This is a genomic window from Microbulbifer maximicatervae (SeqCode) (assembly GCF_052467505.1).
Window position 1 is genome coordinate 4,381,039 of sequence record NZ_CP174313.1, and the last position, 23,834, is coordinate 4,404,872.

The window sequence follows — 23,834 nt, forward strand, 5'->3', positions numbered from 1 at the left end:
ATGCATTTTTCCCTCTCACCCCGGAATTGCCACTAGACATACAGGGCTCCGGTGTAGTCAGTGTTTATCTCCCCCTACCTTAATACCAGCTGCCGGATCGACGCGCAGTGGATTTTCTGGCGTGAATTATCTAGTCAGCTATACCTAACTTATTGCCCTGAGAAAAGTTTGGGCGACATTTTCAGGATATGAGTATTCCAGTTCACGAGTTTTATAGCGTGTAGGGGTGCTGATTTGAACAAAACTACCGTTCTATTTGTGGCTTTAAGCGCCACTGGTGCGACCTATGCCCATGCTGAAAAAGCGCCAGTTTTTGGCGAAATAGCAGGGCTTGTTAGCGCAGAAAAAATTTATACGAGTATGTCTCACAATAACAATCTCAAGCAGAGGCAAAGAGAGTGGATCAGGCTATTTGTCAATCGTGGTGATCAAGTCAGAAAAGGGCAGAAAATTGCTGAGCATCGCAATAGAAAAGGGAAAGTTGTCCTTGAATATATTGCCAATCGCTCAGGCAGAATTCTATTGACCAGCCGTTCAGCAGTTGACTCCGTAGAGTCTATTCTGGAGATCATTACGGTTGGAGAAGAGAAATACTGTGAATATGAAAATTGTGGTTTGATCGGTGTGCGCTGAGAATTTTCAGGGATTGCCGGCTTGGCAGAAACCGGGTTTGTTTGCAGATTAATAGCTGTGTAATCTGGGGATTCCTGATATTTGTGCGGCCCAATTATGAAACTTATTTATACCCATGAAAACCGCTTGTTGGTTGAGTTGGCAAAGAGTCGACTTGAAGTTGCGGGAATAAAAACACGATTAAAAAATGAATATGCCCAGGGGGCTACTGGTGAATTAGCCCCCAACCAAGTTTGGCCAGAATTATGGTTAGAGCGTGACCGCGATTTGGAGCGAGCCCGACAGGTCCTGGCTGAGGCTGAGGTGGATTCGAATAGCTGGTTCTGCCAGGCATGTGGGGAAGATAACGGTGCAGCTTTTGATTACTGCTGGCAATGTGGAGAACCCAAGCCAGCAGGAGCTGACTAAAGCGGAGTTTTGTGGGTCGCATGTCACAATGCAAGTACTTCTCAACATTGATGTCGATGACTTAAACCGGGCGATCAATTTTTATCGAGATGCATTTGGCCTCTACGAAGGTCGCCGCCTGGGAACGGATATGATAGAGATGCTCGGTGGCACTGTGCCTATATTTCTACAGCAAAGGGATTCGGGGATCTGGCCGATAAACAGTAAAAAAAATATAGGTAGCTATGATCGGCACTGGACGCCGGTAAATATGGATATTGTTGTAGAGGATTTGCTTCTGGCAATAGAGCAGGTGGTCGATGCTGGTGGACAGATACAGGGTGAAATCCAGCAAACAGAATGGGGAGTTAAGTCTTCATTAACTGACCCCTTTGGAAATGAGTTCTGTCTGGTACAGTTTGATGGCAGTGGCTCTGATACTATCAGCTTGTAAGTGAGTAGCTACTCAAATACTTAAACCTATCACCTTTCAATTAATATGATCTTTTTATCTTAACTCATGAATTCATGGCTTTTTCGATGATTAAAGTATGGATTATGTAGTGATAATTCGTAAAAGATTTACAGGTGTCTTATGACTGTTACGTCCCATGGTGTGTCTATCGGTTTGGAACAGAAATCCGATTATATTTTCCTTACTGTGAAGGCCCGTGGTAAGTTGACCCATGATGATTACGAAACCATGGTACCAATGTTGACCGCAGCAATAGAAAAAGTTGAGCACCCAAAGATAAACGTATTTATGGATGCTCGAGAATTGGAGGGGTGGGAGCCTCGGGCGGCTTGGGATGATTTTAAGTTGGGTATTGAATACGGCCGGGAGTTTAACCGGGTTGCCGTACTTTCAGATAAACGCTGGCTAAAAGTCGCCGGAAAAGTAGGTAGCTGGTTTATTGGTGGTGAATATCGAACATTTGAATCAGAAACTGAGGCGAAAGCTTGGCTGGAGGAAGATACCTAGATTTTGAAGTGATAAAGCCAGAGTAGAAAAATAAAGTATTTGTCCATTAAAGGCTTATTAAATAATAAATTATATAAGGATTAGACCGTATGTTTGAGTGGATAGCCAGCCCTGAGGCCTGGATAGCATTGGCCACATTGGCGGCGCTGGAGATAGTGCTGGGCATCGATAATATTATCTTTATCTCCATTTTGGTTGGACGGTTGCCTCCAAAACAGAGAGAGCCCGCGCGCTTTATTGGTCTTACCCTGGCAATGGTGACCCGGTTGGCTCTGCTTTTCTCTATTGTGTGGATTATGGGCTTAGTCGAGCCACTATTTAGCATCTATGGCATGGAAATTTCAGGGCGTGATATTATTTTGGTTGGCGGAGGACTGTTCCTAATCGCTAAAGCTACCCATGAAATTCACAATAGTCTCGAGGGTGAAGAGGAGAGTGCATCCTCGCTCGGCAGTGCGGGATTTTGGATGGTGCTACTACAAATTGCACTATTGGATATTGTCTTTTCCTTGGATTCTGTAATTACCGCTGTCGGATTGGTCGACGAGATCTCAATCATGGCAATAGCGATTATTCTGGCGATAATCGTTATGTTGGTAGCGGCTAAACCAATCGGGGATTTTGTTGATCGTCATCCTACCGTGAAAATGCTGGCACTATCCTTCTTAATTATGGTGGGCTTAACTCTGGTGGTTGAAGGGTTTGATGTCCATGTACCTAAGGGATATATCTACTTTGCCATGGCGTTTTCAATGGCTGTGGAGTTCCTCAATTTGCGTATGCGCAGTAAGAAAGTCCGTAAGACCCCACCGGTAAGGTTACATCACGCTCTACGTGAAGATAGTTAATATAGTGAGAGGGTGGAGGTGTTCCTCCACCCCGGATTACTGTCTGGTTTGCAATAGTGCCCTTAGTTACTATTTTTAAGCTTCAATATTAAGTAAGTAAGGCCCAGCGCGAGAGTGGCAGTAGATAATCCCAAAAGTTCGCCAGCATTGACCTTATCAAGATCTAAAATAATAAATTTTCGGGATAAAGCTAAAATAGCAATAAGTACGACAACTTTGGTTTGAATAATACTCTGTTGACGTGTAACTACATATTGAAGTGTATGGCTAAATTCCAGTGCAATCAGTAAAGTAATAATCTCGCCAAATATTGTTTGAAATACTTTGTGGTCCAGAGGGTCTTGCATGCCCACCAGTAACATATTGTATACAGAATATCCCAATCGACTGATCGCGACTATTACGATTACAACAATAATAAAAGTCAAAATTAAGGCAATCAGGCTTTCAAATTTTCGATAGTAGTTGTGAATTGCCTTATCTGTAATCGAAGTTTTTTCTTCTGGGCTGTCCATGCCTTACTTCTCGTTAAACTCATAAAATTAAAGCTGGTTTCTGTCAGTGAGCTTCTTAATCCAATCCTGATTTAATTTCCTGTTTTAGTAATGAAATTACCTTGCTACTTAGCGGCATCATTCGATGTAGTATCACTGGAACTTCGTAGGATGTTCCCAAGCCCAGGATAGCACTACTATGGGGCATAATGGTTATGTCATAGGGTGTCCAGATTGAAGCCGGCTTGGTAACCTCCAATTTTTGAACGCCTAAGTTCAACGCGCGTAAAAAATCACTGCCAATCCGCAATTGTTTCCCACCTTTGTAAGGAAGAAAGTTTGCCCAGTAACTACCATGGTGGGGAGAGGAAATTGATATAAATTTATGCACCCGCTCCAAACCATTAAGGGCTTGTAAATAATACCGAGCGATTATCCCTCCCATGCTGAATCCCACCAGGGTACAGGTAGTTTCTTTATCTACGATATGCTCCAATTTTGCGAGAAGCTGGGATGAAAGGTGTTCCATACCATGCCAGCCGGAGTTATAGCGTAGGTGGATATAGTGTACGTCATAATTTTCGGCAGCTAATTCGTGCTGCATTCTAAGTAAGGAGGTTCCTCGATCAAAAATTCCAGGTATTAAAAGAACAGTTCGGCTTTTACGTTTCATTCTTGTCGCAGGAGAAGTGATGCGTTAGGAAAAGCTTCAATCGCAATAGTTATTTGTCTGCCAAAAACTATTGGGAGCTTGATAGAGAAGTATAGTTGCAGAACTATTGTTGGATGCCACAAAGTAGCAAAGTAGTCTTAAGGGATAAGTTGGAATGCCGGCAACTATGTCTTTTATTTATATAGATGCCGGTATCTAAAATAGAAAAATAATTTAAGCGTCTGTTTGAGGGTTTCCAAATAGAAATATTAATATTTCATCGAGTCTAGAATTCCATGATTTCTCATCATGGGCATGACCCTCAAATACTTGGGTTTGCCAATTTGAAGAGGAATATCCTTTCTGGCGCATAATTTTATCCACAGTCCGTTGCAGAGGTGGGTAATAAGCATCCAGGGTTTCTGTACCATGGTCAAAATAAAATCGGTGACTTCCAGGCTTAGGTAAATTTGCCTCTAGATAGTCGCGAATAGCCTTAGCTATCGGTAGTTTGTCGTCGGGGTTAATCCCTGGCCAATGGGTGGATATAGCTGCAGCCGTAGAGAACACTTCGGGGTACTCTGTGACCGCATAGAGTGATATTAATCCCCCCATACTCGCGCCGGCAATAAAGGTGTCGCTGGGATCACCACTCACAGCGTAATGACTATCAATATAGGGTTTAACCTTGGTCACCAAAAATTGTAAGTAAAGATCCCCGCGCAATTCGGCTTGGTTAAATGGATGTTGGACCTGTGAAGCTTCTTTAGGCAAAAAACTCCGAGCTTTCTGGGGGAAGTAGTCACCGTGGCGAAGTGTCTCAATGTTATCGATAGCGACAACTATGAAGGGACGTACCTTCTTTTCTGCTATTAACCGAGAGGCGACTTCATCCATGCCCCACTCCTGACCATTCCAGGTGGTTTTACTGTCGAACAGCATCTGTCCATCGTGCATATAAAGGACGGCATAGGGTTTCTGTGTAGGATATTGATCAGGCAGCCATACATGAATTGGGCGCTCAGCAAGTCCTTCCTGTGTCAGGGAGGACAGTGTTTCAAGCTTTCCTGCCGATACCTGTACTTCTTTAGGGGGTTCTTCAGCTGTACACGGTGGTATTAGACTGAAAAGAATACCGAATAATAAGGTCTTATAGATATCCATAGCGCCCTGCCTTTGGGGTGTAGATAAAGTTCTACTCTATCTATAAAACCAGTGGCAGGGCTCCTCCCCCTAAGGGGCTGACTTTGGTGTTGAGCCTTCTTTAGAAATAACTGCGGACATCCCAGGTTTCACGTTTATCATCCAATTCGAGCATCGGTCTCATTATAGAGCTATGCCCCTGTCCACCTAGAACGAAAACTTTGGTACCCGGTTGGGCGACGGATTGGATATTGGCATACATACGGAAGTTTCTGGACCACCATTTGGAGGATAGATCGGCCCCTATAAAGTTATCACCTTGGCCAACGTCATTGAGCATTATATAGGAGCCTACGTTTATTTTATCTTCAGCGGGGTCATTGTGCTTGTCCAGAATTTCCTCCAATGACAGTGAGGCATGCATCTCATTAAATCGAATGCCCCAAGCCTTCAAAAATTCATCAGTTATTTTTTTTCGCTCGGGCGAATTACTTTCTAGATAGGATAAAAGTTCGCCATAGGGGAGATCTTGGCTAGTATCATAGCAGATGACTTTAGGCAGGCCGGCCTTCTTTGCTACCCTGAATCCCAGCTGTTCGCTTTCTCCTCTATTTAGCTTGTGTTCACCCTTAACATATTTGGCAAAGCGCTGATTCATTTTACTTTCGTCATTGGTGTGACATTCCAGAAGAACATGTGTTGGCGAGTCGGCGGCAATCCGTGAGGATAGGTCCTCCAAATACCTTTGATTTTCTTCGGTATAAATATCAATAACTTGTGTTTTCACCATATCTTTACTGGGTTTGCTGAAGTGGCTAAAGTGAAAGCTACCAAAAAGCATAACTTGTGCGGGTTCTGTAGTTTCTACTGGCTCTGCATAGGCACTTAGACCAATAAGTCCCAAAGAAAGCATAATTGAGCCAGTGATTTGTCGTGTTAGGTTTTTCATTTAATATCCTTATTTTATTATTTAGCTTCTATAGTTTGGCTAAGTACTACACGAAATGAATAAGTTTGAATTTGACAGCGATAAAACAGCTCAAAATTGAATGCTTTAAATTGGTAATGCCTGCTTATAACAAGATAAATAAAGTGATTTTTCTGATCTGAAAAATTTTTTATTAATTTATTGCGGTGGGACTTGAGAACTCAGGGCTATTTTAGTAATAACCCCAAGTTGGTACGGTATCATTGTTAATGTATGTTTACTTAAGTAGCACTTCTTAATCTGGTCACTTCAACATCTGCATTACGCATTTTAGCGGAATGGGCTACTTCCTTGCTGACAATAGTCTTTCCTATCGGAGAGAGTGAAATTGCCGCAAGCTTAAGGTGCTGTAAACCAAAAGGTATACCAATAATGGTAATAAAACAGGCAATAGCATGCAGAAGGTGGCCAATAGCAAGCCAGATACCAGCCAATAGGAACCAGATAATATTTCCGACTAAACCAAAGCCGCTTGTCCCAATATCACCGCGCAGGGTGAGTTCTTCTCGGGAAATTGCCTCCTTGCCGAAAGGGAAAAAGGAAAATTTGCCGATTACAAAGCAGGCTCTTCCCCAGGGAATACCAATAATACTGATAAAGGCAATCAGCGAGCAAAACCACCAGCAGAGTCCCATAAAGACACCGCCAAGGATAAACCAGAGGAAATTTCCAAGTGTTCGCATAACTACCCCTACCAATTCGGTAAAATTTATTAGTGAAAACGGTAATCTACTGATGTTACCGCAAATCCTAATCGCTATATCATTTATTTAAATTACAGTAGTTAGACGCAAGTCCTCACGTTTTAGATTCAGTTATGGATACTTTCCTCGGTCTATACATGACCAGCTGGTCAGTCTGGGCGTTGGCTTGGATTTTACCCGTTGGGTATAAAGTTTACGGTATCAGCTCATTTGCCGGAGCATTACTATTTAGCAAGCGATGACATTGACTACTTCCTGTTACTGGTAGACCTGACTGCAATATACCCAATTGATCCAATACAGTCGCTTGGTCCCAGTAAATATGCTCAGAGCTGATTTTTCTATTGGAGAAGCTAATAATTCCCACATGGGGGACTGATAGCTTCTTCCCTGTTGCTTCGATACCAGGTGCGAACCAATCCATACGAATAGAATGGGTAAAGTGAAGAATAAACTCATCCACTAAGCTGTCTTTGCCCACGGTGCGGGAAAGAAGCTGTAAGTTTATATCCGCTGGCATTTGAGGAATAAATATATCCCTATAAAATTTTCGTAAGGGTTCTTTTCCCGTTGCGCCGGTATTAACCGGTACATGAATTAATACGGGATTTTCTGTCATGGTAGCAACTGCGGCGTCGGCATCTTTTAGATCGAATTCGGCCTCGGTATGGGTTTCCCAAAGTTGAATTAAGTACTTTTCATCGTCATTGTATTCCATCTCATTCACCTTCCCATCTGAGGCGCAACATTACTGATCGTTGAGTTAATCTATCTTGTGCCAAAGACAGTATCGCAATGTTTATAAATATCAATAAGGTCGAGAGCGTCAACAGTGAATATGACGATCTTGCAGCTACCTATAGTGATGGCTAACTTTTAGTACAGAATCAGAGTGTTTGTAGTACTAAAAGACCATAAATTATTGAGGAGGAGATGAAGGGAATTTGTTTGAATGTTTGCAGATCTAGGGAGCCTCTGAATAACTGCGTGATACCTCTGGCTTGCAAAGCGGTTCACAATCAAGGCGCGGCTTAGCAGGAATGTCTAGACCTTTCAAGAAGTCGCAACGCGGAGTGTGAATCGCTCTGCGAGCCCCGAAGGGCGGGCCTTGAAGGCTACAGCTGCTGCGTTGCAGCTCTTGCCAAGGGCTACGGCCATTCGCGGCGAGCTGCGCCTAACATCTGCAGCCTTCAAGGCCCGCAGAGGCATTACGGAGTTATTCAGAGGCTCCCTCGAATGCGTTACCCGTTCTACAAAGATAACGCATTCTTAACCCTTTAGCCGCGCCAGTAATTATTGGCTGCTGCAACGGTTTGGAAGTTAATGGCAACAACCTGAGAGGAGGCGATTAGGCTGTCTGCATTTTCCTCATAGGCGGACCTCAGCTTACCCCGTACTTCATCTGAAGGCTGGGTGTATTTAACTCCCATCCTGGATAGTTTCATTGCAAGTTCAAAGCCTTGTTGTGCATTTTCAGTAATTAGGCTTTCTAACCAGATTTGCGACATGGACATCCCTCTCTACTATCGGGTTGATTGATAAAGTTGTGGGAGCTGCTGAGCCCCAGTTATTTTGTGTGTTTACTAAGAATTGATATCAGTCCAATATGTATTGGCTGATATATTTGTTGAACTGAATAAGATCGAAAGAACCTCTTATTTCGAACCTTACCTTACCGATCTCGCTTAAATAAATTTCTATTTCACAGTCCAGATCAAAAGTGCCAGCGGTCTCAACAGAGAATGCCTGGATCTTGCTGAAAGGCAAAGAGGTGTAGTCTACTTTTGAGCCGGTGATACCCTGAACATTGGCGGCAATAATGCGTTTGTTGGTGAAAACTACCTGATCACGAATAGTTTTAAAACCTGCAAAAATAAACTCTCCCTCGATCAGGAACTTATTAAAGTCATCCCTGGATTCAGAGATATCTATAGGCTTCAGTTTAAATACTGGTGAGTTTTTAAAATCTATCACGGGTTATCCCTGTAATTCTATTGGAGGAGGAGGTTACCACTGTGGCGCATTAAGTTACAGATGATTTGTTTTTTGGTTGTGTTTTTATGTTTAAATTTATTTAATTATTATGATAATTTCCACAATAGAGGATCGATCATAAGTAGTTGGTAATTTTTGAAATGCTTATCTCTCTATTTACTGGATTCTTGACTCGATTATTTCAGTATCACTAGCGATAAACAGCCGTGGCTATATCTGTCTATTGATTTGCAAGGCTTCCAAAAAAAGCTGCACAGCGGGATGAGTTGTTGCACTTTTTTTGAAGGTGGCAGCATTTTGTATTTGGTAGTGAAACTTTTCCGGTAGCAGGGGGAGCAGGGTTCCTTCTCCGACATATCTGCGGGCCAGGTATTCCGGTAGGAAACCCACAAAGCACCCAGAAAGTATCATCGCCAACCTGGCCGCCATATGGTTGGCTGTGGATCGCTTGGGAAACAATCGATACAGGTGCGCCGCACCAGAGAGAACAGTATGACTGGGCGCAGCTAACTCCTGCTGGGTGAGTAGCTCCTCATCAATAGCTGACACCTGGGCACAGGGGTGGCTGTTACTGCAATAGAGAATCGATTGGTGATAAAACAGGGGTTGGTACTCCAGCCCCGGTCGGCGTGAGTGCAGGGGGTTGATACCGATATCGGCGCGGCCTGCGAGGATTTCCAACTCGAGTTCCTGAGGGGCGGCCAGTTGTACTTCCAGGTGGAGCTGCGGGGCCTTCTCACGCAGTTGGGTGATAGTTCCGGGCAAGTTCAGTTGCGGTATTTCCAATACATCGTCGGGCATTACCAGGCGCAGGGTACCGGTGAGTTGGGATTGGATTGCATTGACCTGGCTTTTGAAGGTATCCAGGTGCCCATCGAGCTCCAAAATAGCCCTATACAAGGCCTCCCCCTCCGGGGTCAGTTTGAAGTCGGCTCTGCCTCGAGAGCGTAAGCACAACTGCATACCCAGCCGTGTCTCCAGGTCGGAGATATGCACACTGATCGTGGAGCGGCTGATATTCAGGGTGACTTCGGCAGGGGTGATGCCCCCGGCGTGCACTACTTCGCGGAAGACGCGCAGCAGGCGCAAATCCATATCGCTGAGGCGGCCTCCCAGGGCGCTTTTGGTTTTGCTCATAGCTGCACTTCCAGGTTGTTTCCGGCGCTGCGGGCTGCGGATTCGATTAAAGTTTGATAAATATAAACTTTAGTTGGAAAAATACTACTATTCTCCTCAGTCAGCTGCGGCCAGAATCGCCGCATACTACTAATAACATCTATTTACTAGGAATTTCCCTGTGAAACTTGCAAATTCGGACCTGTTGAAATTTCAGAACTATATAGCGGGCGAATGGCGTGACGCTGCCGCCACTGTAGATGTATGTGACCCGGCAAATGGCGAGTTGCTGGGCCGTGTGGCCGACGGTACCGCAGAGGATGCCGAGGCGGCGGTGGCGGCTGCCAGTGAAGCCTTCCCCGCTTGGAGCCGCCGTACAGCCGGTGAGAGAGCTGCGGTTCTCAAGCGCTGGTACCAGCTGATCGTGGATAACAGCGATGACCTGGCAATGATCCTTAGCCTGGAGCAGGGCAAGCCGGTAGCGGAAGCGAAAGGTGAAATTATCTACGGGGCTTCCTTTATTGAGTGGTTCGCGGAAGAGTGCCGCCGGGCTTACGGCCAGACAATCCCGACTCACAACCCGGCCATGCGCCTGAATACCATCCGCCAGCCGGTGGGTGTGGTGTCCTGTATTACTCCTTGGAACTTCCCCAACGCCATGATTACCCGCAAGGCGGGTCCGGCACTGGCGGCGGGCTGTACTGTGGTGATCAAACCGGCCCTGGAGACGCCACTATCTGCGTTGGCACTGTGCCAGTTAGCGGAAGAAGCGGGCCTGCCCAAGGGGACTATCAATGTAGTTACCGGCAGTGATTCTCCGGGAATTGGCAAGGTTCTGACCCAAGATCCCCGTGTGGCCAAATTCACCTTTACCGGCTCCACTGCTGTGGGCAAGCTGTTGATGTCCCAGTGCGCCAGCACCGTGAAAAAAATGTCCATGGAACTCGGCGGCAACGCGCCGTTTATCGTATTTGACGATGCGGATATGGATACCGCAGTCAGCGCCTGTATGGCGACCAAATTCCGCAATGCGGGCCAGGTGTGCGTGGCCACCAACCGTATTTACGTGCACGAATCCGTGCACGATGAGTTTGTGGAAAAGCTGCGCGAGCAGGTTGCCGCCCTGAAGATCGGCCACGCTACCGAGGAAGGGGTCAATATGGGTCCGATGATCTTCCGCAGGGCTGTGGACCGGGTTCAGGGACTGGTACAGGACGCGGTTGAGGCCGGAGCAAAAATTGAAATTGGCGGTGAGCAGCTGGCCAATGGCGATAACTTTTTTGCGCCAACCATCCTCACTGGAGTTACCGATACCATGCGTATCGCCCAGGAGGAAATTTTTGGCCCTCTGGCGGCGATACAGAAGTTTTCCGATGAGGAAGATGTGGTTCGCCGTGCCAATGAAACGCCCTACGGCTTGGCAGCTTACGTGATGAGTGAAAACATTCGCCGTGCCAATCGTGTGGTAGAGGTGCTCGACTACGGCATGATTGCCTGTAACACCGGGGTTTTCTCCACCACTGTGGCACCTTTCGGTGGTGTTAAAGAATCCGGCATTGGCCGCGAGGGCGGCGTCGAGGGTATGGCCGAATTTTACGAGACCAAATATTGCTGTTTCGGGGCCTGAGCCCCGGTCTGAACACAACTGGCCTGTGCTTGTCCTAGGTGACAAGCGCCCGAACAGATTTTCGGGAGCCTGTGGCTCCCCTACTTAAGAGTTTGAAACTTCAGGGAACTTGCGGAGATTAATACTATGTCTGAGATGCAAACCGATGCTTTCTGGATGCCGTTTACCCCCAACCGCACCTTTAAGTCTGCACCGAGAATTGTAGAGCACGCCGAGGGGATTTATCTCACGGAGAAAGGCGGTCGCCAGGTTATTGATGCGACTGCGGGTTTGTGGTGCAGCAATGCGGGTCACTGCCGTTCTGAAATTGCAGAGGCAATTTACCAACAGGCAAAAACACTCGACTACAGCTCTATTTTTAATTTTGGTCACGAGTTGGGTTTTGAGTATTCCGAGCGTCTGGTAAAGCACACTCCCGATGGCCTGGACCATGTGTTCTTCGGTAATTCCGGTTCCGAGGCAGTTGAGAGCGCCCTGAAAATTGCCCTGCAATACCAGCGTGTACGCGGCAAGGGCACTCGCACTATGTTTATCGGCCGTGAGAAGGGTTATCACGGAGTAAACTTCGGCGGTATTTCTGTGGGCGGTATTCCTCCCAACTACCAGGGTTTTGGCCAGCCGGTGAAAGCCAACCATATGCGTCACACCCTGGATATCGAACGCAATGCATTCAGTCGTGGCCTGCCGGAGCACGGTATTGAGTTGGCCGAAGACCTGGAGAGACTGGTAGCTTTCCACGGTGCCGACCAGATTGCCGCTGTGATTGTTGAGCCGTTTGCCGGTGCCGGCGGTGTGGTTCTGCCTCCCAAAGGCTACCTGCAACGCCTGAGGGAAATTTGTGATAAGCACGACCTGCTGCTGATTTTTGATGAAGTTATCTCCGGCTGGGGCCGTACCGGTTCTGCATTTGCCTCCACGGAGTTCGGTGTGACCCCGGATATGATCACCTCTGCGAAGGGGATTACCAATGCCACAGTGCCCCTGAGTGCGGTATTTGTCAGCGACGAAATTTATAAAACCGTGATGAATGCGGCTCCCGATGGTGCGGTGGAATTCTTCCACGGTTATACCTACTCAGCACATCCGGTTGCCTGTGCTGCGGGTATGGCGACTCTGGATATTTACGAGCGCGAAGGCCTGTTGACCCGCGCTGCCGGTGAAATTGGCCAGCACTGGGAAAATGCCTTACACAGCCTGGCTGACCTGGACAATGTGATCGATGTGCGCAATTACGGTTTAGTGGGCGCTATTGAGTTGCGTGCGCCGCAGGACCTGAAAGGGAAATACGGAGCTAAAGTCTCTGGTATGGCCTGGGAAGCTGGAGTGATGGCTCGTGGTATTGGCGATGCCCTGTGTATGTCCCCACCGCTGATTATCGAGAAGCATGAGATCGATGCCGTTGTGGATAAACTGCGTGGTGTGATCGGCGCTCTGGCCTGATTATGCTACTGCGGCAGCCCGTTCGGGCTGCCGTTCTCTCGAACGTATTCTTCCCCATTCTCCTTTCATGACCCGCAGGGCAGTTTGCGTAACTTCCCTATTGTCGTTTAGAGCTACACTGAAAATAGTGGTCTGCGGCGCGGTCACAGTCTTTGCAGAGTCGACTGCCTGGCCGCGCTCGTAGGCTGCCTTAAGGAGTTATTCAGATGCTCCTTAAAAACCGCCGGGGAAAAATTCAATTCCCTGATGGTAAGGGACTCTTCAATATGGAAAGTTACTCAACCTGGGGACTTTTCTATGCCCGCTGACACTCCTCCCCTGGCGACCGGACCTATTTTGCAGGTGTTGTCTGCAAACTGGTGGCTACTCCTGCTACGCGGTATTGTCGCGGTGATTTTCGGCGTGCTGACTTTTGTCTGGCCGGGATTGTCCCTGTTGACCCTGGTGCTGCTTTTTGGGGTTTACGCTTTCCTGGATGGTATTTTTTCCCTGGTTGCAGCGGTGATGGGGCGGCATAAGTCCACTCCACTGTGGTGGTTGATTATCTCGGGGCTGATAAGTTTAGCTGCGGGAATTGTGACTTTTATTTTTCCGCAGGTTACCGCTTTAGTGTTGGTCGTTTTTATCGGTGCCTGGGCCCTGGTGAGGGGTATCTTTGAGATTGTCGGTGCTGTTCGCCTGCGCAAGGAAATTGATAACGAGTGGCTTTTGATCGCTATTGGTGTTCTCTCGGTGATTTTCGGAGTTGCGATTTTAGTCAGCCCCGGGGCTGGTGCTCTGGCGTTACTCTGGGTAATCGGTGCCTATGCGATTATTTTGGGACTGCCATTGATCTGGTTATCTTTCCGACTGCGCAAGCACAATAAATCCGCTTCTTCATAACCGTTTAACTCAAATACGCTCAGTAATAAAAAAGGCCGGTATTGCTTAGTAATACCGGCCTTTTCGAATTGCTATTTAAATAACAACTTCTGTTTTTTATTGCTTAGCGGCGAGATTGACTGCCTTCGGCAATGCCCCCATTAACGCTTTGCCTTTTTTCTCCAGTGCCATACACAGCTGGATTCGCTCCTCGGCTTGCGCGAGGCTGCGCTGGTATCCGGGGGCTAAATCACCTTGCTGGGCAAAGAGTTGTTGCAGTTCGCCCAGGTGCTGTTTATCGCAGAAGGCAGCGGCAAGTGATGGGGTGCGGCGGCGGATCTGGGCCGGAATCTTATCTACTACCTTGTCAAAGTTCTGTTGCAGCCACTCCCAGTGCTGTTCCTGAACCCTGGGCTGGGCCAGGGCGTAATGGATCAGGCCAAATGATTCTCTCGGCCCCATTTCATCGCTGAGCGCTAATGCTTGAATGGTTTCCACTTGCTTGGGATTGTTGCTGGTACCGATGGCATTGGCACTGGCATTTTCAAAGCGGGGATCATCCAGCTCGGCGCGGACTTTGATCAGGTGTGCGAGGAAATCCTCCCCCGCATCCTGTACTGCCACACTCAGGGCTGCCTGGTATAGGTCAGAGCTTAACGCCTTCGCATCCCGTTCCTGTTTAAAGCCGGTAAAGGCGGTTGCCATTTCCTGTAACTGCTTGCGTGAGTCAGGATCTTCTGCAACTTGCGCCATAAAGGTTAGCAGGTCGCTGTGCAGCATCTGCTGGTCGCTATCACTGCTATTGGCGCTGCGATTTAGTATCGGCAGATACAAGTTCTGGGCAAAGTTCAGGAATGCAGAGCGCTGGGATTCACCCAGGTAGTTATCCCGGTACTTCTGCAGGTAGCGCAGTGGCATGGTGATCACCTGGCGCTTGTCCGCCACTGCGGATTTGCGCACTACTTCGAGGAGTGGTACTGCGGTGAGATTGCCGGCCTCGAAAGCTGAGAAGGCGCTGTCAATAATGGACAGCTGCTCAGTGGCAGAGAACTGGGCAAATTGTTTAATCAGTGCCTGCCACTGCGCCTTGGGAAGATTCCAGCGGTAGTAGCCGCTGCCCTGGGCATTGGGCATTACCCAATTTGGGCAGACACTGCCGGTAATCTCCAGGGTCTCCCTTGGCTCGGTCAGGATCTGGCACTGCTGCACGCCGCTATTGGTGCTGAAGCAGAAGGGGATGCTCCATTTATCGCTGGCGTCGGCGATAGGGGAGCCGAGTGGCTTGTAACGGCTCTGCTGAACCACTAGCGAGGCCTTGCCGTCGCTATTGCAGTCCATGGAGATATCCAGTTGTGGAACCCCTTTTTGCTCGACAAAACTGCGGAAAGTCTCGGTCAGTTCCGGGGTGTTGGTTTCCTGGCCGATCACTTTGTAGAAGGGTGGTGAGTCGGCCACGCTGTCGGAGAAGGTTTCCAGGTAACGTCCCAGTGCCGGGCGGAAGTTTTCCGCTCCGAAATAGGTGTCCACCATGTGGATAACGCCCAGGCTCTTCGAGTAAGTGATCGAATCGTAGGCGTTGCGAATATTGTTGTTGTCCGCGATGGGCTCACGAATGGCGCGGGTGCTGGCCAGGGAGTCTAGCTGCATGGCGCCGATCGCATAAGTCGCTGCGTTGAGGTCGTGCCCCTCTTCAGGTTCCATAATGGTGAGGGCCAGCGCCTCCCCCCAGGTAGCAAAACCTTCCTTCAGCCATAGGTCGTCCCACCAGGGAGGGGTGACCTGATTGCCAAACCACATATGGGCAATTTCGTGCGCATGAACTTCTACGAGAGCCAGGCGGGTGCCGGGAGCCGGGTTGTCGCCCACCAGGATACGCTGTTCGCGATAGGTAATTGCCGCGGACAATTCAGTAGCGCCACTGGGCCACTGGGGGGCGGCAATAATGTCCAGCTTCTTGAATGGGTAGGGGCGTTGCAGCTGGGTCTCGAAGGTCTCCACCATTTTGGGGGTGATATCGAGGATGTAGTTCATATCCTCACCGCGACCTTTACGGGCGAAGCCGCGCAGGGGAATGGGGTCTTTGCGGTATTTACTCGGCGGAATGGCTGGGCGCTCAACCTGGTCAAAGGGGCCGACAGACAGGGACAGCAAATAGGTGGACATCGGTGGTGTGGTGGCGAAAGTGACTTTCTCCATGCCGTCACCTGCCGCTTCGCGCTTCAGCTCGGGCCCATTGCTAATCGCTGCGTAGCCTTCGGGTATTGTCAGGCTGACAGTAAAGGGCGCTTTCAGGCCTGGCTCGTCGAAACCGGGTAAATACTTGCGGGCCTGGATCGATTCAGATTTTGCCAGGGCATAGGCATCGCCCTGCTCCTCGACCTTAAAAAGCCCGGCCAGGTTGCGATCAAATGCAGCACTGTAGTCGATGTGCAGTTTGAAAGTGCCCGCATCGATCTTCTCCGCAAACTCTACTGCGGCAACACCACTGTCCAGTACTTCCCGGTATTCGGCCGGAATCTGGCGGCCGTCATCGAGCTGTGCGTAGACTTCGCGCACATCCAGGTTTTTGCCATGCAGCCAAATATGTCGGGCACCCTCCGCCAGCTGGATATCGATATCCACCTTGCCGGTGAAGGTGTCTTTGCGAGGGTCCAGCACCAGTTCCAGTTGGTAATCCAAGGGGGTAGTGCCCTCGGGCAGGCGCCCTTCGGGAGCCTTATCAAAATCGAGGCCTTTAGCCTCGACTTCCTGGGCGGTACTGGTTTTTGCTGGTTCCGATGCTTTTTCTGCGGGGTTACAACCTGCTACTGAGAGCAGGGCCGCAGTTAGCAGGGCGAGCGGGATGTTCTTTTTCATGGTAGGGGGAGCACTCAGCCAAAAGGCTGATTGTACCGCTTTGGAGAAAAATTACGCGATGCAAATAGTTGGGTTGAGGGGACGGTGGGAGGAAACCCGGCAGTGGATGCCGGGTTTCTGTGGGGAGACCTACAGGTGCGGTACGGTCAGGCTAGAGACCTTGCTGCTGCTGTAGGGCACTGTGATGGTGTAATTGGTATTTTCCGGCTTCTGGTAGATGTACCCCTGAGTATCGATGGCCAATACTACACGGTGGCCAACCGGGACATCGTAGCTGGTGGTGAAAAAGTCCACTTCGAACTTTTGTTTTTGCCCAGACTTGTCTGAATGCAGGGTAATGGGGGCGTGAGTTATCAGGCGTCCCAATCCCAGCGGACCCACATCGTAGAGGTGCACGTTGAGTTGCACTTCTTTTTTGCTGGGTTCCACCCACATTTCGAGTTTGGGTTCGCCGCGAATCTTCAGGGTTTCCCACTGAATCGGTGATTTGTACTCGATGGCGTAGTAGCCGTTGATAGCGATCATGGGCGCGTAAACGGGGATACCGAAGCCTTCCAGTGCATCGGAAACCAGCGGGATACCGGTGCCTGCAAAGGTATCTGAGCCGCCGTGGAATTCGTTACTCCAGCTCCAACCGTCGTACTTGTCGCTCTCCATTTTTGCATTGTTAAACATGGTAAAGCGTGGCTGCAGGTACCAGGTGGTGCTTTCGTCCGTTACTGGGTAGTCCTCGAATTGCTCCAGCTCATTGCTGATGCGCACAGTCATATCCACCTTGGGTTCGGTGTCGATCCCGTTGTCCTCGCCTTTAAGGTGGTGGTCGAACCAGCGGAAACTGGTGGACCAGATATGGCCGTTGTTACCGGTAAGAGTCTCGGTAATCGCGTGGGTGCCGGGGTTTAGCATGAGTTTCTTGGGCCCTTCGAGCAGGGAGTAGAAATCGGTCATGCTATTCGGCTTAAACAGGTAGTCGGCGAAATTGTTTGAGAGCAACACCGCTGTGCCGTTTTGATTGATTTCGTCCACGTAACTCATTGCGGAGCGCTCAGCACCGAAATTAATTACCTGTTCCATATTTTCGCCGTCGCGCAGGTTGCTCCATACCTGCTCGAGTTCGGCCTCTTTCTGGAAGGCCGTAGTAACAAGCAGCGTGCCCCATACCAGGTTGACGGTTTCATTGGGGTACAAAGCTTCCACTACATCTGCCCAACCGGATAGCGCAGCTACTGCATCGACGCGTGGGTGCTTGGCGGCACTCAGTAGTGAAATTCCACCGCCGTAGGAAATTCCGGCCATACCCAGCTTGCCCACCGGGTAATTGGTTTCCAGCCAGTCGATCAGGACTCCCACATCGTTAAGGCTGTTATCCCCTGCGACGTCAACAAGTCCTCCCGAGTGCCCAAATCCCCGGGTGGAGTAGCTGAGCACCAGGTAGCCGTTTTCTGCCAGCTCTTTGGCCTGGAAGTGGTACTGGTGCTTCTCCAGCCCCCAGCTGTTGGTAAAAATAACGGTGGGGTAACCGTCTGCTGGTGCGGGAGTCTCCGGGATAAATAAGTTCGCATCCAGGACCGTACCGTCAAAAGAAGTAATATCCACGTCGGCGATATATTCCGGTGCCGACCAGGCATGAGCAGACATTAGGGCGCCGCCAAGCAGCGCCAGTAGTGGCTTGGTATTCATTAGTTTTCTCTCATCTGATGAAATCATTATTATTTTTTTGACCAGGATTCCCTCCTTGGTCGACCCCGTACTATAGGAGTTCATCCTAGTTTTGTACGTAAATAGGGCTAAATTTGAGACGTTTGTCTCGCTTCATGTCGCAATCTGCTGCAGAAAACTGTTTGTGAACAGCTATCTATTTTGTGTCTTTCCGGTCACACAAAAACAGGCGAAAAGCTGTTTTGCGATCAAATTGATCTTTTTTTGATCAGTGAAAACCGGTACTGTGTCGTCTTCGCTAATCAGCTAGGGAGGGCTTCAGCAACAATGACTCGGTGGCCCGAACTATGGTTTCTCGTTCAGTTGTTCTATTAGTACTTTGTTTCGGATTTATCGCTTCAGCCTACGCCGCGCCGCGTGGTTTGGGGGAGGTGACCTGGTATGAAGTCGACAGTGATAATTTTCGCGTGATTACCGACGGTGATCCCAACGCAGTCAAAAGTCTGGTAGCAGACCTGGAGCGCTATCGCGCAGTGGCCCTGGAGTTACTCGATGCAGATCCAAAAAGTGAGCGATTAACTATTTATGCGGCCGCAGACCGGGACACCTATGCAAACCTGGTGGGTGTTGAGCTGGCGGATATGACCAACGGTTTGTTCGATACCTCTGCGGAGGGTAACTATGCCCTGGTAAACCTGGATGGCCGCAGCGTTGAGAGGCAGCTCAAAGCACGCGAATTCCTGTTCCACGAATACACCCATTTTCTGAGCTATAACGGCAACACTACCCACTACCCCTATTGGTATAGCGAGGGGTTTGCTGAATTTATGGCAACCATGTCATTCCCGGAAAAAGGTACCTACGAAATTGGCTCCATTCCCAGCGAGCGGGCTATGACCCTGATGTATACCGGGCTTATGCCGCTGGAAGACCTGTTGCGTGCGACAGTGTACAACACCGATGCGGACGAAAAGGCGGATGTCTATGCCGGAGGTTGGATTCTGTCTCACTGGTTGATGATGAAAAGCGGCAAGCAGGATAATTTCGATAATTTCGTCAAAGCCTATAACGATGGTGCCGACCCAGTACTTGCCCTGGAAGAAGCGCTGGGGATGTCGGTGAAAGACATTGAAAAGGCCTATGTCGCCACTTATAAGGCGGATAGCTTTGAACATTTTAGTGGCGCTATCCCCGCGGACTTTAAAGAGGCCAGCCCTAGGGTTAAACGCCTCAGCAAAAGAGAGTCGGTGAGCATCCTGGCTGGATTTATCGCCCAGTCCGGTTACAACCTGCTGGCTTTGGATGAGTTGATTGAGTATGCCTACAGCACGGGTATTTACAGTACTGAGCTGGCTGCGATTAAAGCGAGTGCCGATCTGCGATTGGGTAATTTCCCCCAGGCCAGCCACCTTTTGGCCAGTGTCCCCACTAAGGACCGAGGCCAGCTCTGGTACTTGAGTGCCCATGCCTGGTTAACGGTTAATCAGCAGGCGGTGGCGCCCGGTAGTAAGCGGGATCTTCGCAGCTTGAAAATGGCGCGGGAGGAGTTCGACTTCCTGGTGAAGGAAGAACCGAAAAATGCATCTCACTGGTTTGGCCTGGCGATGGCTATGGAGATGCTGGATTACCCCCGAGAGGAATATCTGGAAAAGCTGGAGCAGGCTTACAAGCGTGCCCCCCGTGAGCTGCATATTGCCCAGTGGCTGGCAGAAGAGCTCTACCAAAAGAAAGATGCGGAGTATTTTGCCCGAGTGGCGAAGCCGCTGATGTTCGAGCTTCCAGACGAGGAGCAGAACAAAGAAATAAAAATGAGGTTGGCAGAGCTGAAGGGAAAACCCAAGTCATCATAGCAACCATAAGAGCGCTCACTGAATAAAAAAGGCTTGTCACTCTGTGTAAGAGACATCCGACATTCGCCAACGTATATTTGCCCGGCAATTGATTTTGCCGGGCTTTTTTTTAGGGGATAATTTCCCAGCAAACTGGTACGATTTCTGTAACAGCGGCAATTCCATATTGTGAAGCATAGCGTGCGCGTTAAGGGTAATGCTTCTCATAGAATAAGAAAGGGTGCACTGTGAGCAGAAAACGGTTTTTCGTTATATTTCCGCTATTTGTCTTAATATTGCTGCTTGCCGCATGCGAGAGTAATAGAGATCCTGTTGTAGAAAACTCACAGGTTTTAACGGAATCTCCCCAACAACCGATACCAACGCCGCAGAATAAACAGCCCGCAAAGCCGCAGTTTGAAAATTATGTAGAGCAAGGAGATTTGCCAGCCCTGTTAGAGCGAGGTGTATTGCGCCTGTTGGCCCCAAGGGGCCCCCAGGAGAGCGCCTTACCACGAGAAGGACTACCTGCAACAGAGTGGCGAAAACTTGCGGAAAGTTTTGCTCGTAGCCGCGGATTAAAGCCTCAGTGGGTTTACGTAGATAACTTTTCCGATTTAATTCCAGCGGTTGTTGATGGACGTGGGGATGTAATTGCCACCAATTTTTCCCGCACCGAAGAACGCAAGTTATTACTGGGTTTTACCCGCCCATTACAATATGTTGATGAGTTGCTAATTACTCATAAAGAGTTCGAGGTGGAAGAGGCTGTGCCCTTACAAGTCGTGCTGCGGCGGGGCAGTGCATTTGCTGAAACCCTGGAGCAGCGAGCCGATACGGAAAATTACAGAATCACTTACCTCGATAAGCCGGTTGCAACCAGCGAGCTTATCGCGGCTGTAGCAGCGGGTGAATACCCCGCAACAATTATTGATAGTAATTTGGCCGATGTACTTCTAACTGATTACCCTCAACTCACAGCCACCACAGAACTCGATTCCCGCAGGCCTATCGCCTGGGCTGTACGCAAAAATGCTATCGCTTTGAGGCGTGAGTTGAATGAGTTCTTTACCGCAGAATTGGTATTGGCCAGTCAGAACCGAGAGCAGCCACTGAGAGATTGGCAGGCAATAAAGGAGAGCGGAACTTTAAGGGTGCTCACTCGCAATCACCCCGCTTCCTACTTTATCTGGCGCGGTGAGTTGATGGGGTTTGATTACGATCTGCTAAGGAAGTTTGCCCGTGACCATAAATTACGCCTGAGCATGGTTGTGCCCGATAAAGATCAGGATTTGGTCGAAGCATTGAATGATGGAATGGGGGACATGATTGCTGCATCCCTTACCGTTACCGAGGCCCGCCGCCAGCAGGGATTGGCATTTTCCAAGCCTTATATGACAGTTACGGAACAGGTAGTAGCCGCAAAATCAAATGTGCTTGATAAAGAGCTACCCCTTCCCGAGATCCTGCTTTCAGGGCAAACAGTAGTGGTTAATCCCACCACGAGCTATCACGAGAGTCTGGTCAAAATAATGGAAAAGCAGCACGGGCAAGATATGGTGCCGCTACAGATCCATCGTTTAAAAGGCGCTACCAGTGAGTTTCTTATTGATGCAGTAGCCAGGGGTATTTTTCCCTATACCGTAGTTGACTCACACTTGGCCGCCATTGAGAGCACTTACCGGGATGACTTTACTGTAGTGGGGGAGTTGCCAGGGGAGCGAGATATCACCTGGGCCGTTCGAACTGGCCAGCCGGTATTACTGGAACAACTGAATAACTTTCTGAACAAGCACAATCGGGACCTGTTCTTTAACGTTACTTACAATAAATATTTCAAGGAGCAAAAGCGTATCCTCCGACATCAAGGGCAGCGCCTGCGCAGCACTGATGAACTATCGCCCTTTGATCCCATAGTAAAGAAATATACTGAGGCTACCGATCGGGATTGGCGTATGGTGGTTGCGCAGATGTACCAGGAGAGTCAATTTAACCCCCAAGCGCGCTCTTTTGCCGGAGCTCAGGGCTTGATGCAGGTATTACCGCGGACTGCACGGCAAATGGGAGTTAACAATTTGTATGATCCTGAAAACGGTATCCGCGCAGGTGTATCTTATCTGGGGTGGCTGGATAAACGTTTTCCCGACAATATACCCCTAGAGCAGAAGATCTATTTTACCCTGGCTGCATATAATGCGGGTCACGGCCATGTCAGGGATGCCAGGACGTTAGCCCGACGACTGAAGTGGGACCCTAACCAGTGGTTTGGCCATGTTGAAGAGGCCATGTTGCTGTTGTCCCAGCCTGAATACTATCGCGATAGTCGTTTTGGTTACGTGCGCGGCAGGGAGCCAGTTAATTATGTGCGTGAGATACGGGATAGATATATTGGATATTTAGGAGTTGAGCGCCATCAGAACTATACAGATATTGATGGCAGCATTGCTCCCGATTAATTAATGCATCCCATCAGTGGGCCTCTGCAAGCCAGAGGCATTGTGGGTTTGCTCAAGGGTACTTTATTGATTGCCCTTTAGCTCCAGCGCAGCTGTATTGCGGAGGCGAGAGTTTCTTGCGGCCCAACTTTAGAGGCTCCACCAATCAAGTAAAGGCTTTCTCCTAGGGCTACTGCTCCGTGACCGTGCCGTGCCTGGGGCAAATGACCCTGATTGTTCCAATTATCTGTGACTGGATCGTAAATCCAAATATTGTTAAATGCAGTACCGGTCTTCCAGTTGCCATTGGGGCCAAATGCCTCACCGCCGGTAACTATTAATTTATTATTTAATGGGGTTGCTGTGAGCCCGGCAGCAGCCTGGGGGAGGGGGCGGATCTTTTCCCATTTATCCAGGCTGGGGTCATAAACTTCGGCATAAGTTAGATTCCTGGCCTTGCGACCATTGTCGCTAACCTGGCGGCCACCAACTACATAAATTCTGTTATTTAAAGTTGCCCCACCTGCGGAGTTTCGCTTGATACTGGCTGGCGCTACTTGCTCCCAATGATCCCCTCTTGTAAGCACATAATGAAAATTTGTATCTCTATTTTTAGACTGTTCATTGGGGGCCTTACCGCCAATGACATGGATGTTCTCCCCAATGTTGATGTAAATAGATTCAGCCAAGGGCCGGGGGAGAGGGCTGGTTTCTATCCAATGCTTATATTCGCTGGAAAGTTTATAGACGGTATTTCGGGCTTGCCAGGCGCTATCAGAATCGCCAAAAAATCCACCGATGCCATATAGGCTGTTGGAGTTACTGGCCATACCGAGGTGATGTCTTGACTCAGGTAAATTGGGTCCTGGTCTCCAGTTTTGTTCCCTTGGAGAAAAGATATGTGTTTGTTTAGTTGGAGAGAGACCGAAGAAAACCGCTGTATCCGATGGGATAAATCCCCCTGCTACATAGATCTCGCCAGAAAAAACTGTGGGGTATATCTCCTGTAAAGGTATTTCCAGGCTGGGAAGGCTTGATATAGATAGGCTGGAATTAGCCTCTTTAGCGGTTAGATTGACTCCACCGAAAGTTAGGGAAGCTAAGCTGGAATATTTAATAAATGATCTTCTGGATAGCGCCATGGTAATAAAAACTCTCACACTGACTGATAAGGAATACCTATTG

Annotated in this window: 22 protein-coding genes; 10 read left to right on the top strand and 12 right to left on the bottom strand. The window is 48.9% G+C overall.

The features are described from left to right. Positions 1-234: 234 nt before the first annotated feature. The 5 genes from ACJJIN_RS19335 (at position 235) to ACJJIN_RS19355 (ending at position 2,850) form a co-directional block, all read left to right on the top strand. The gene (locus tag ACJJIN_RS19335; RefSeq protein WP_444895822.1) at positions 235-633 is read left to right on the top strand and encodes a hypothetical protein; all 399 of its coding nucleotides are present in this window, start codon (positions 235-237) and stop codon (positions 631-633) included. Positions 634-729: 96 nt separating this feature from the next. After that, positions 730-1,041 (top strand): putative signal transducing protein, encoded by a 312-nt coding sequence (locus ACJJIN_RS19340; RefSeq protein ID WP_444895823.1) that lies wholly within the window; start codon positions 730-732, stop codon positions 1,039-1,041. After that, on the top strand, positions 983-1,474 hold the full coding sequence (locus tag ACJJIN_RS19345) for a VOC family protein (protein ID WP_444895824.1): 492 nt from the start codon (positions 983-985) through the stop codon (positions 1,472-1,474). The genes ACJJIN_RS19340 and ACJJIN_RS19345 overlap by 59 nt, the downstream gene beginning before the upstream one ends. Positions 1,475-1,615: 141 nt before the next feature. Further along, complete coding sequence (locus ACJJIN_RS19350; protein ID WP_413663643.1) at positions 1,616-2,002, top strand: SpoIIAA family protein; 387 nt, start codon at positions 1,616-1,618, stop codon at positions 2,000-2,002. An 89-nt stretch (positions 2,003-2,091) separates the two neighbouring features. Next, on the top strand, positions 2,092-2,850 hold the full coding sequence (locus ACJJIN_RS19355) for a TerC family protein (protein ID WP_444895825.1): 759 nt from the start codon (positions 2,092-2,094) through the stop codon (positions 2,848-2,850). A 62-nt stretch (positions 2,851-2,912) separates the two neighbouring features. On the opposite strand, the gene ACJJIN_RS19360 is transcribed toward ACJJIN_RS19355, so the two are convergent. From ACJJIN_RS19360 to ACJJIN_RS19400, 9 genes are all read right to left on the bottom strand, one after another. Beyond that, the gene (locus ACJJIN_RS19360) at positions 2,913-3,365 is read right to left on the bottom strand and encodes a phosphate-starvation-inducible PsiE family protein (RefSeq protein ID WP_282930894.1); all 453 of its coding nucleotides are present in this window, start codon (positions 3,363-3,365) and stop codon (positions 2,913-2,915) included. Positions 3,366-3,420: 55 nt separating this feature from the next. Beyond that, complete coding sequence (locus ACJJIN_RS19365; protein WP_444895826.1) at positions 3,421-4,017, bottom strand: lipase family alpha/beta hydrolase; 597 nt, start codon at positions 4,015-4,017, stop codon at positions 3,421-3,423. A 213-nt stretch (positions 4,018-4,230) separates the two neighbouring features. Then, on the bottom strand, positions 4,231-5,160 hold the full coding sequence (locus ACJJIN_RS19370) for an alpha/beta hydrolase (protein WP_444895827.1): 930 nt from the start codon (positions 5,158-5,160) through the stop codon (positions 4,231-4,233). A 100-nt stretch (positions 5,161-5,260) separates the two neighbouring features. Beyond that, positions 5,261-6,088 (bottom strand): DUF5694 domain-containing protein, encoded by an 828-nt coding sequence (locus ACJJIN_RS19375; protein WP_444895828.1) that lies wholly within the window; start codon positions 6,086-6,088, stop codon positions 5,261-5,263. A 260-nt stretch (positions 6,089-6,348) separates the two neighbouring features. Next, positions 6,349-6,810: a YccF domain-containing protein gene (locus ACJJIN_RS19380; RefSeq protein WP_444895829.1), complete on the bottom strand. Its 462-nt coding sequence runs from the start codon at positions 6,808-6,810 to the stop codon at positions 6,349-6,351. A gap of 214 nt (positions 6,811-7,024) precedes the next feature. Beyond that, the gene (locus ACJJIN_RS19385) at positions 7,025-7,549 is read right to left on the bottom strand and encodes a nuclear transport factor 2 family protein (protein WP_444895830.1); all 525 of its coding nucleotides are present in this window, start codon (positions 7,547-7,549) and stop codon (positions 7,025-7,027) included. Positions 7,550-8,108: 559 nt separating this feature from the next. Further along, entirely contained in the window at positions 8,109-8,339 is a 231-nt protein-coding gene (locus tag ACJJIN_RS19390) for a hexameric tyrosine-coordinated heme protein (protein ID WP_108734816.1), read from the bottom strand. Between the two features lie 88 nt (positions 8,340-8,427). After that, positions 8,428-8,805 (bottom strand): PH domain-containing protein, encoded by a 378-nt coding sequence (locus ACJJIN_RS19395; protein WP_444895831.1) that lies wholly within the window; start codon positions 8,803-8,805, stop codon positions 8,428-8,430. Between the two features lie 231 nt (positions 8,806-9,036). After that, entirely contained in the window at positions 9,037-9,963 is a 927-nt protein-coding gene (locus ACJJIN_RS19400; protein ID WP_444895832.1) for a LysR family transcriptional regulator, read from the bottom strand. Between the two features lie 160 nt (positions 9,964-10,123). Between ACJJIN_RS19400 and ACJJIN_RS19405 the strand changes: the two genes are divergently transcribed. From ACJJIN_RS19405 to ACJJIN_RS19415, 3 genes are all read left to right on the top strand, one after another. Next, positions 10,124-11,569: an NAD-dependent succinate-semialdehyde dehydrogenase gene (locus tag ACJJIN_RS19405; protein ID WP_444895833.1), complete on the top strand. Its 1,446-nt coding sequence runs from the start codon at positions 10,124-10,126 to the stop codon at positions 11,567-11,569. A 126-nt stretch (positions 11,570-11,695) separates the two neighbouring features. Beyond that, complete coding sequence (gene aptA, locus ACJJIN_RS19410; RefSeq protein WP_282930904.1) at positions 11,696-13,009, top strand: omega-aminotransferase AptA; 1,314 nt, start codon at positions 11,696-11,698, stop codon at positions 13,007-13,009. Between the two features lie 297 nt (positions 13,010-13,306). Next, a complete protein-coding gene (locus ACJJIN_RS19415; RefSeq protein WP_444892251.1) occupies positions 13,307-13,891 on the top strand; it encodes an HdeD family acid-resistance protein in 585 nt (194 codons plus the stop codon). Between the two features lie 96 nt (positions 13,892-13,987). Here the strand turns inward: ACJJIN_RS19415 and ACJJIN_RS19420 are convergent, their stop codons facing one another. Together ACJJIN_RS19420 and ACJJIN_RS19425 are read right to left on the bottom strand one after the other, a co-directional pair. Next, positions 13,988-16,726: a M1 family metallopeptidase gene (locus ACJJIN_RS19420; protein WP_444895834.1), complete on the bottom strand. Its 2,739-nt coding sequence runs from the start codon at positions 16,724-16,726 to the stop codon at positions 13,988-13,990. Between the two features lie 129 nt (positions 16,727-16,855). Then, on the bottom strand, positions 16,856-18,406 hold the full coding sequence (locus ACJJIN_RS19425) for a CocE/NonD family hydrolase (RefSeq protein ID WP_282930907.1): 1,551 nt from the start codon (positions 18,404-18,406) through the stop codon (positions 16,856-16,858). Between the two features lie 326 nt (positions 18,407-18,732). Here ACJJIN_RS19425 and ACJJIN_RS19430 point away from each other — a divergent pair, with 326 nt between their 5' ends. Beyond that, positions 18,733-20,235, top strand: a complete 1,503-nt coding sequence (locus ACJJIN_RS19430; protein WP_282930908.1) for a hypothetical protein — start codon at positions 18,733-18,735, stop codon at positions 20,233-20,235. A gap of 227 nt (positions 20,236-20,462) precedes the next feature. Next, a complete protein-coding gene (locus ACJJIN_RS19435; protein ID WP_444895835.1) occupies positions 20,463-22,670 on the top strand; it encodes a transporter substrate-binding domain-containing protein in 2,208 nt (735 codons plus the stop codon). A 77-nt stretch (positions 22,671-22,747) separates the two neighbouring features. Here the strand turns inward: ACJJIN_RS19435 and ACJJIN_RS19440 are convergent, their stop codons facing one another. Continuing rightward, positions 22,748-23,791, bottom strand: coding sequence for a Kelch repeat-containing protein (locus tag ACJJIN_RS19440; RefSeq protein WP_444895836.1), 1,044 nt, complete (start codon positions 23,789-23,791; stop codon positions 22,748-22,750). Positions 23,792-23,834 lie beyond the last annotated feature (43 nt).

Coding starts and splice junctions, on each gene's coding strand:
- ACJJIN_RS19365 (WP_444895826.1), bottom strand. CDS start 4,017: ATGAAACGTAAAAGCCGAACTGTTCTTTTAATACCTGGAATTTTTGAT.
- ACJJIN_RS19375 (WP_444895828.1), bottom strand. CDS start 6,088: ATGAAAAACCTAACACGACAAATCACTGGCTCAATTATGCTTTCTTTG.
- ACJJIN_RS19400 (WP_444895832.1), bottom strand. CDS start 9,963: ATGAGCAAAACCAAAAGCGCCCTGGGAGGCCGCCTCAGCGATATGGAT.
- ACJJIN_RS19360 (WP_282930894.1), bottom strand. CDS start 3,365: ATGGACAGCCCAGAAGAAAAAACTTCGATTACAGATAAGGCAATTCAC.
- ACJJIN_RS19370 (WP_444895827.1), bottom strand. CDS start 5,160: ATGGATATCTATAAGACCTTATTATTCGGTATTCTTTTCAGTCTAATA.
- aptA (WP_282930904.1), top strand. CDS start 11,696: ATGTCTGAGATGCAAACCGATGCTTTCTGGATGCCGTTTACCCCCAAC.
- ACJJIN_RS19355 (WP_444895825.1), top strand. CDS start 2,092: ATGTTTGAGTGGATAGCCAGCCCTGAGGCCTGGATAGCATTGGCCACA.
- ACJJIN_RS19340 (WP_444895823.1), top strand. CDS start 730: ATGAAACTTATTTATACCCATGAAAACCGCTTGTTGGTTGAGTTGGCA.
- ACJJIN_RS19390 (WP_108734816.1), bottom strand. CDS start 8,339: ATGTCGCAAATCTGGTTAGAAAGCCTAATTACTGAAAATGCACAACAA.
- ACJJIN_RS19430 (WP_282930908.1), top strand. CDS start 18,733: ATGGTTTCTCGTTCAGTTGTTCTATTAGTACTTTGTTTCGGATTTATC.
- ACJJIN_RS19440 (WP_444895836.1), bottom strand. CDS start 23,791: ATGGCGCTATCCAGAAGATCATTTATTAAATATTCCAGCTTAGCTTCC.
- ACJJIN_RS19420 (WP_444895834.1), bottom strand. CDS start 16,726: ATGAAAAAGAACATCCCGCTCGCCCTGCTAACTGCGGCCCTGCTCTCA.
- ACJJIN_RS19425 (WP_282930907.1), bottom strand. CDS start 18,406: ATGAATACCAAGCCACTACTGGCGCTGCTTGGCGGCGCCCTAATGTCT.
- ACJJIN_RS19385 (WP_444895830.1), bottom strand. CDS start 7,549: ATGGAATACAATGACGATGAAAAGTACTTAATTCAACTTTGGGAAACC.
- ACJJIN_RS19380 (WP_444895829.1), bottom strand. CDS start 6,810: ATGCGAACACTTGGAAATTTCCTCTGGTTTATCCTTGGCGGTGTCTTT.
- ACJJIN_RS19415 (WP_444892251.1), top strand. CDS start 13,307: ATGCCCGCTGACACTCCTCCCCTGGCGACCGGACCTATTTTGCAGGTG.
- ACJJIN_RS19350 (WP_413663643.1), top strand. CDS start 1,616: ATGACTGTTACGTCCCATGGTGTGTCTATCGGTTTGGAACAGAAATCC.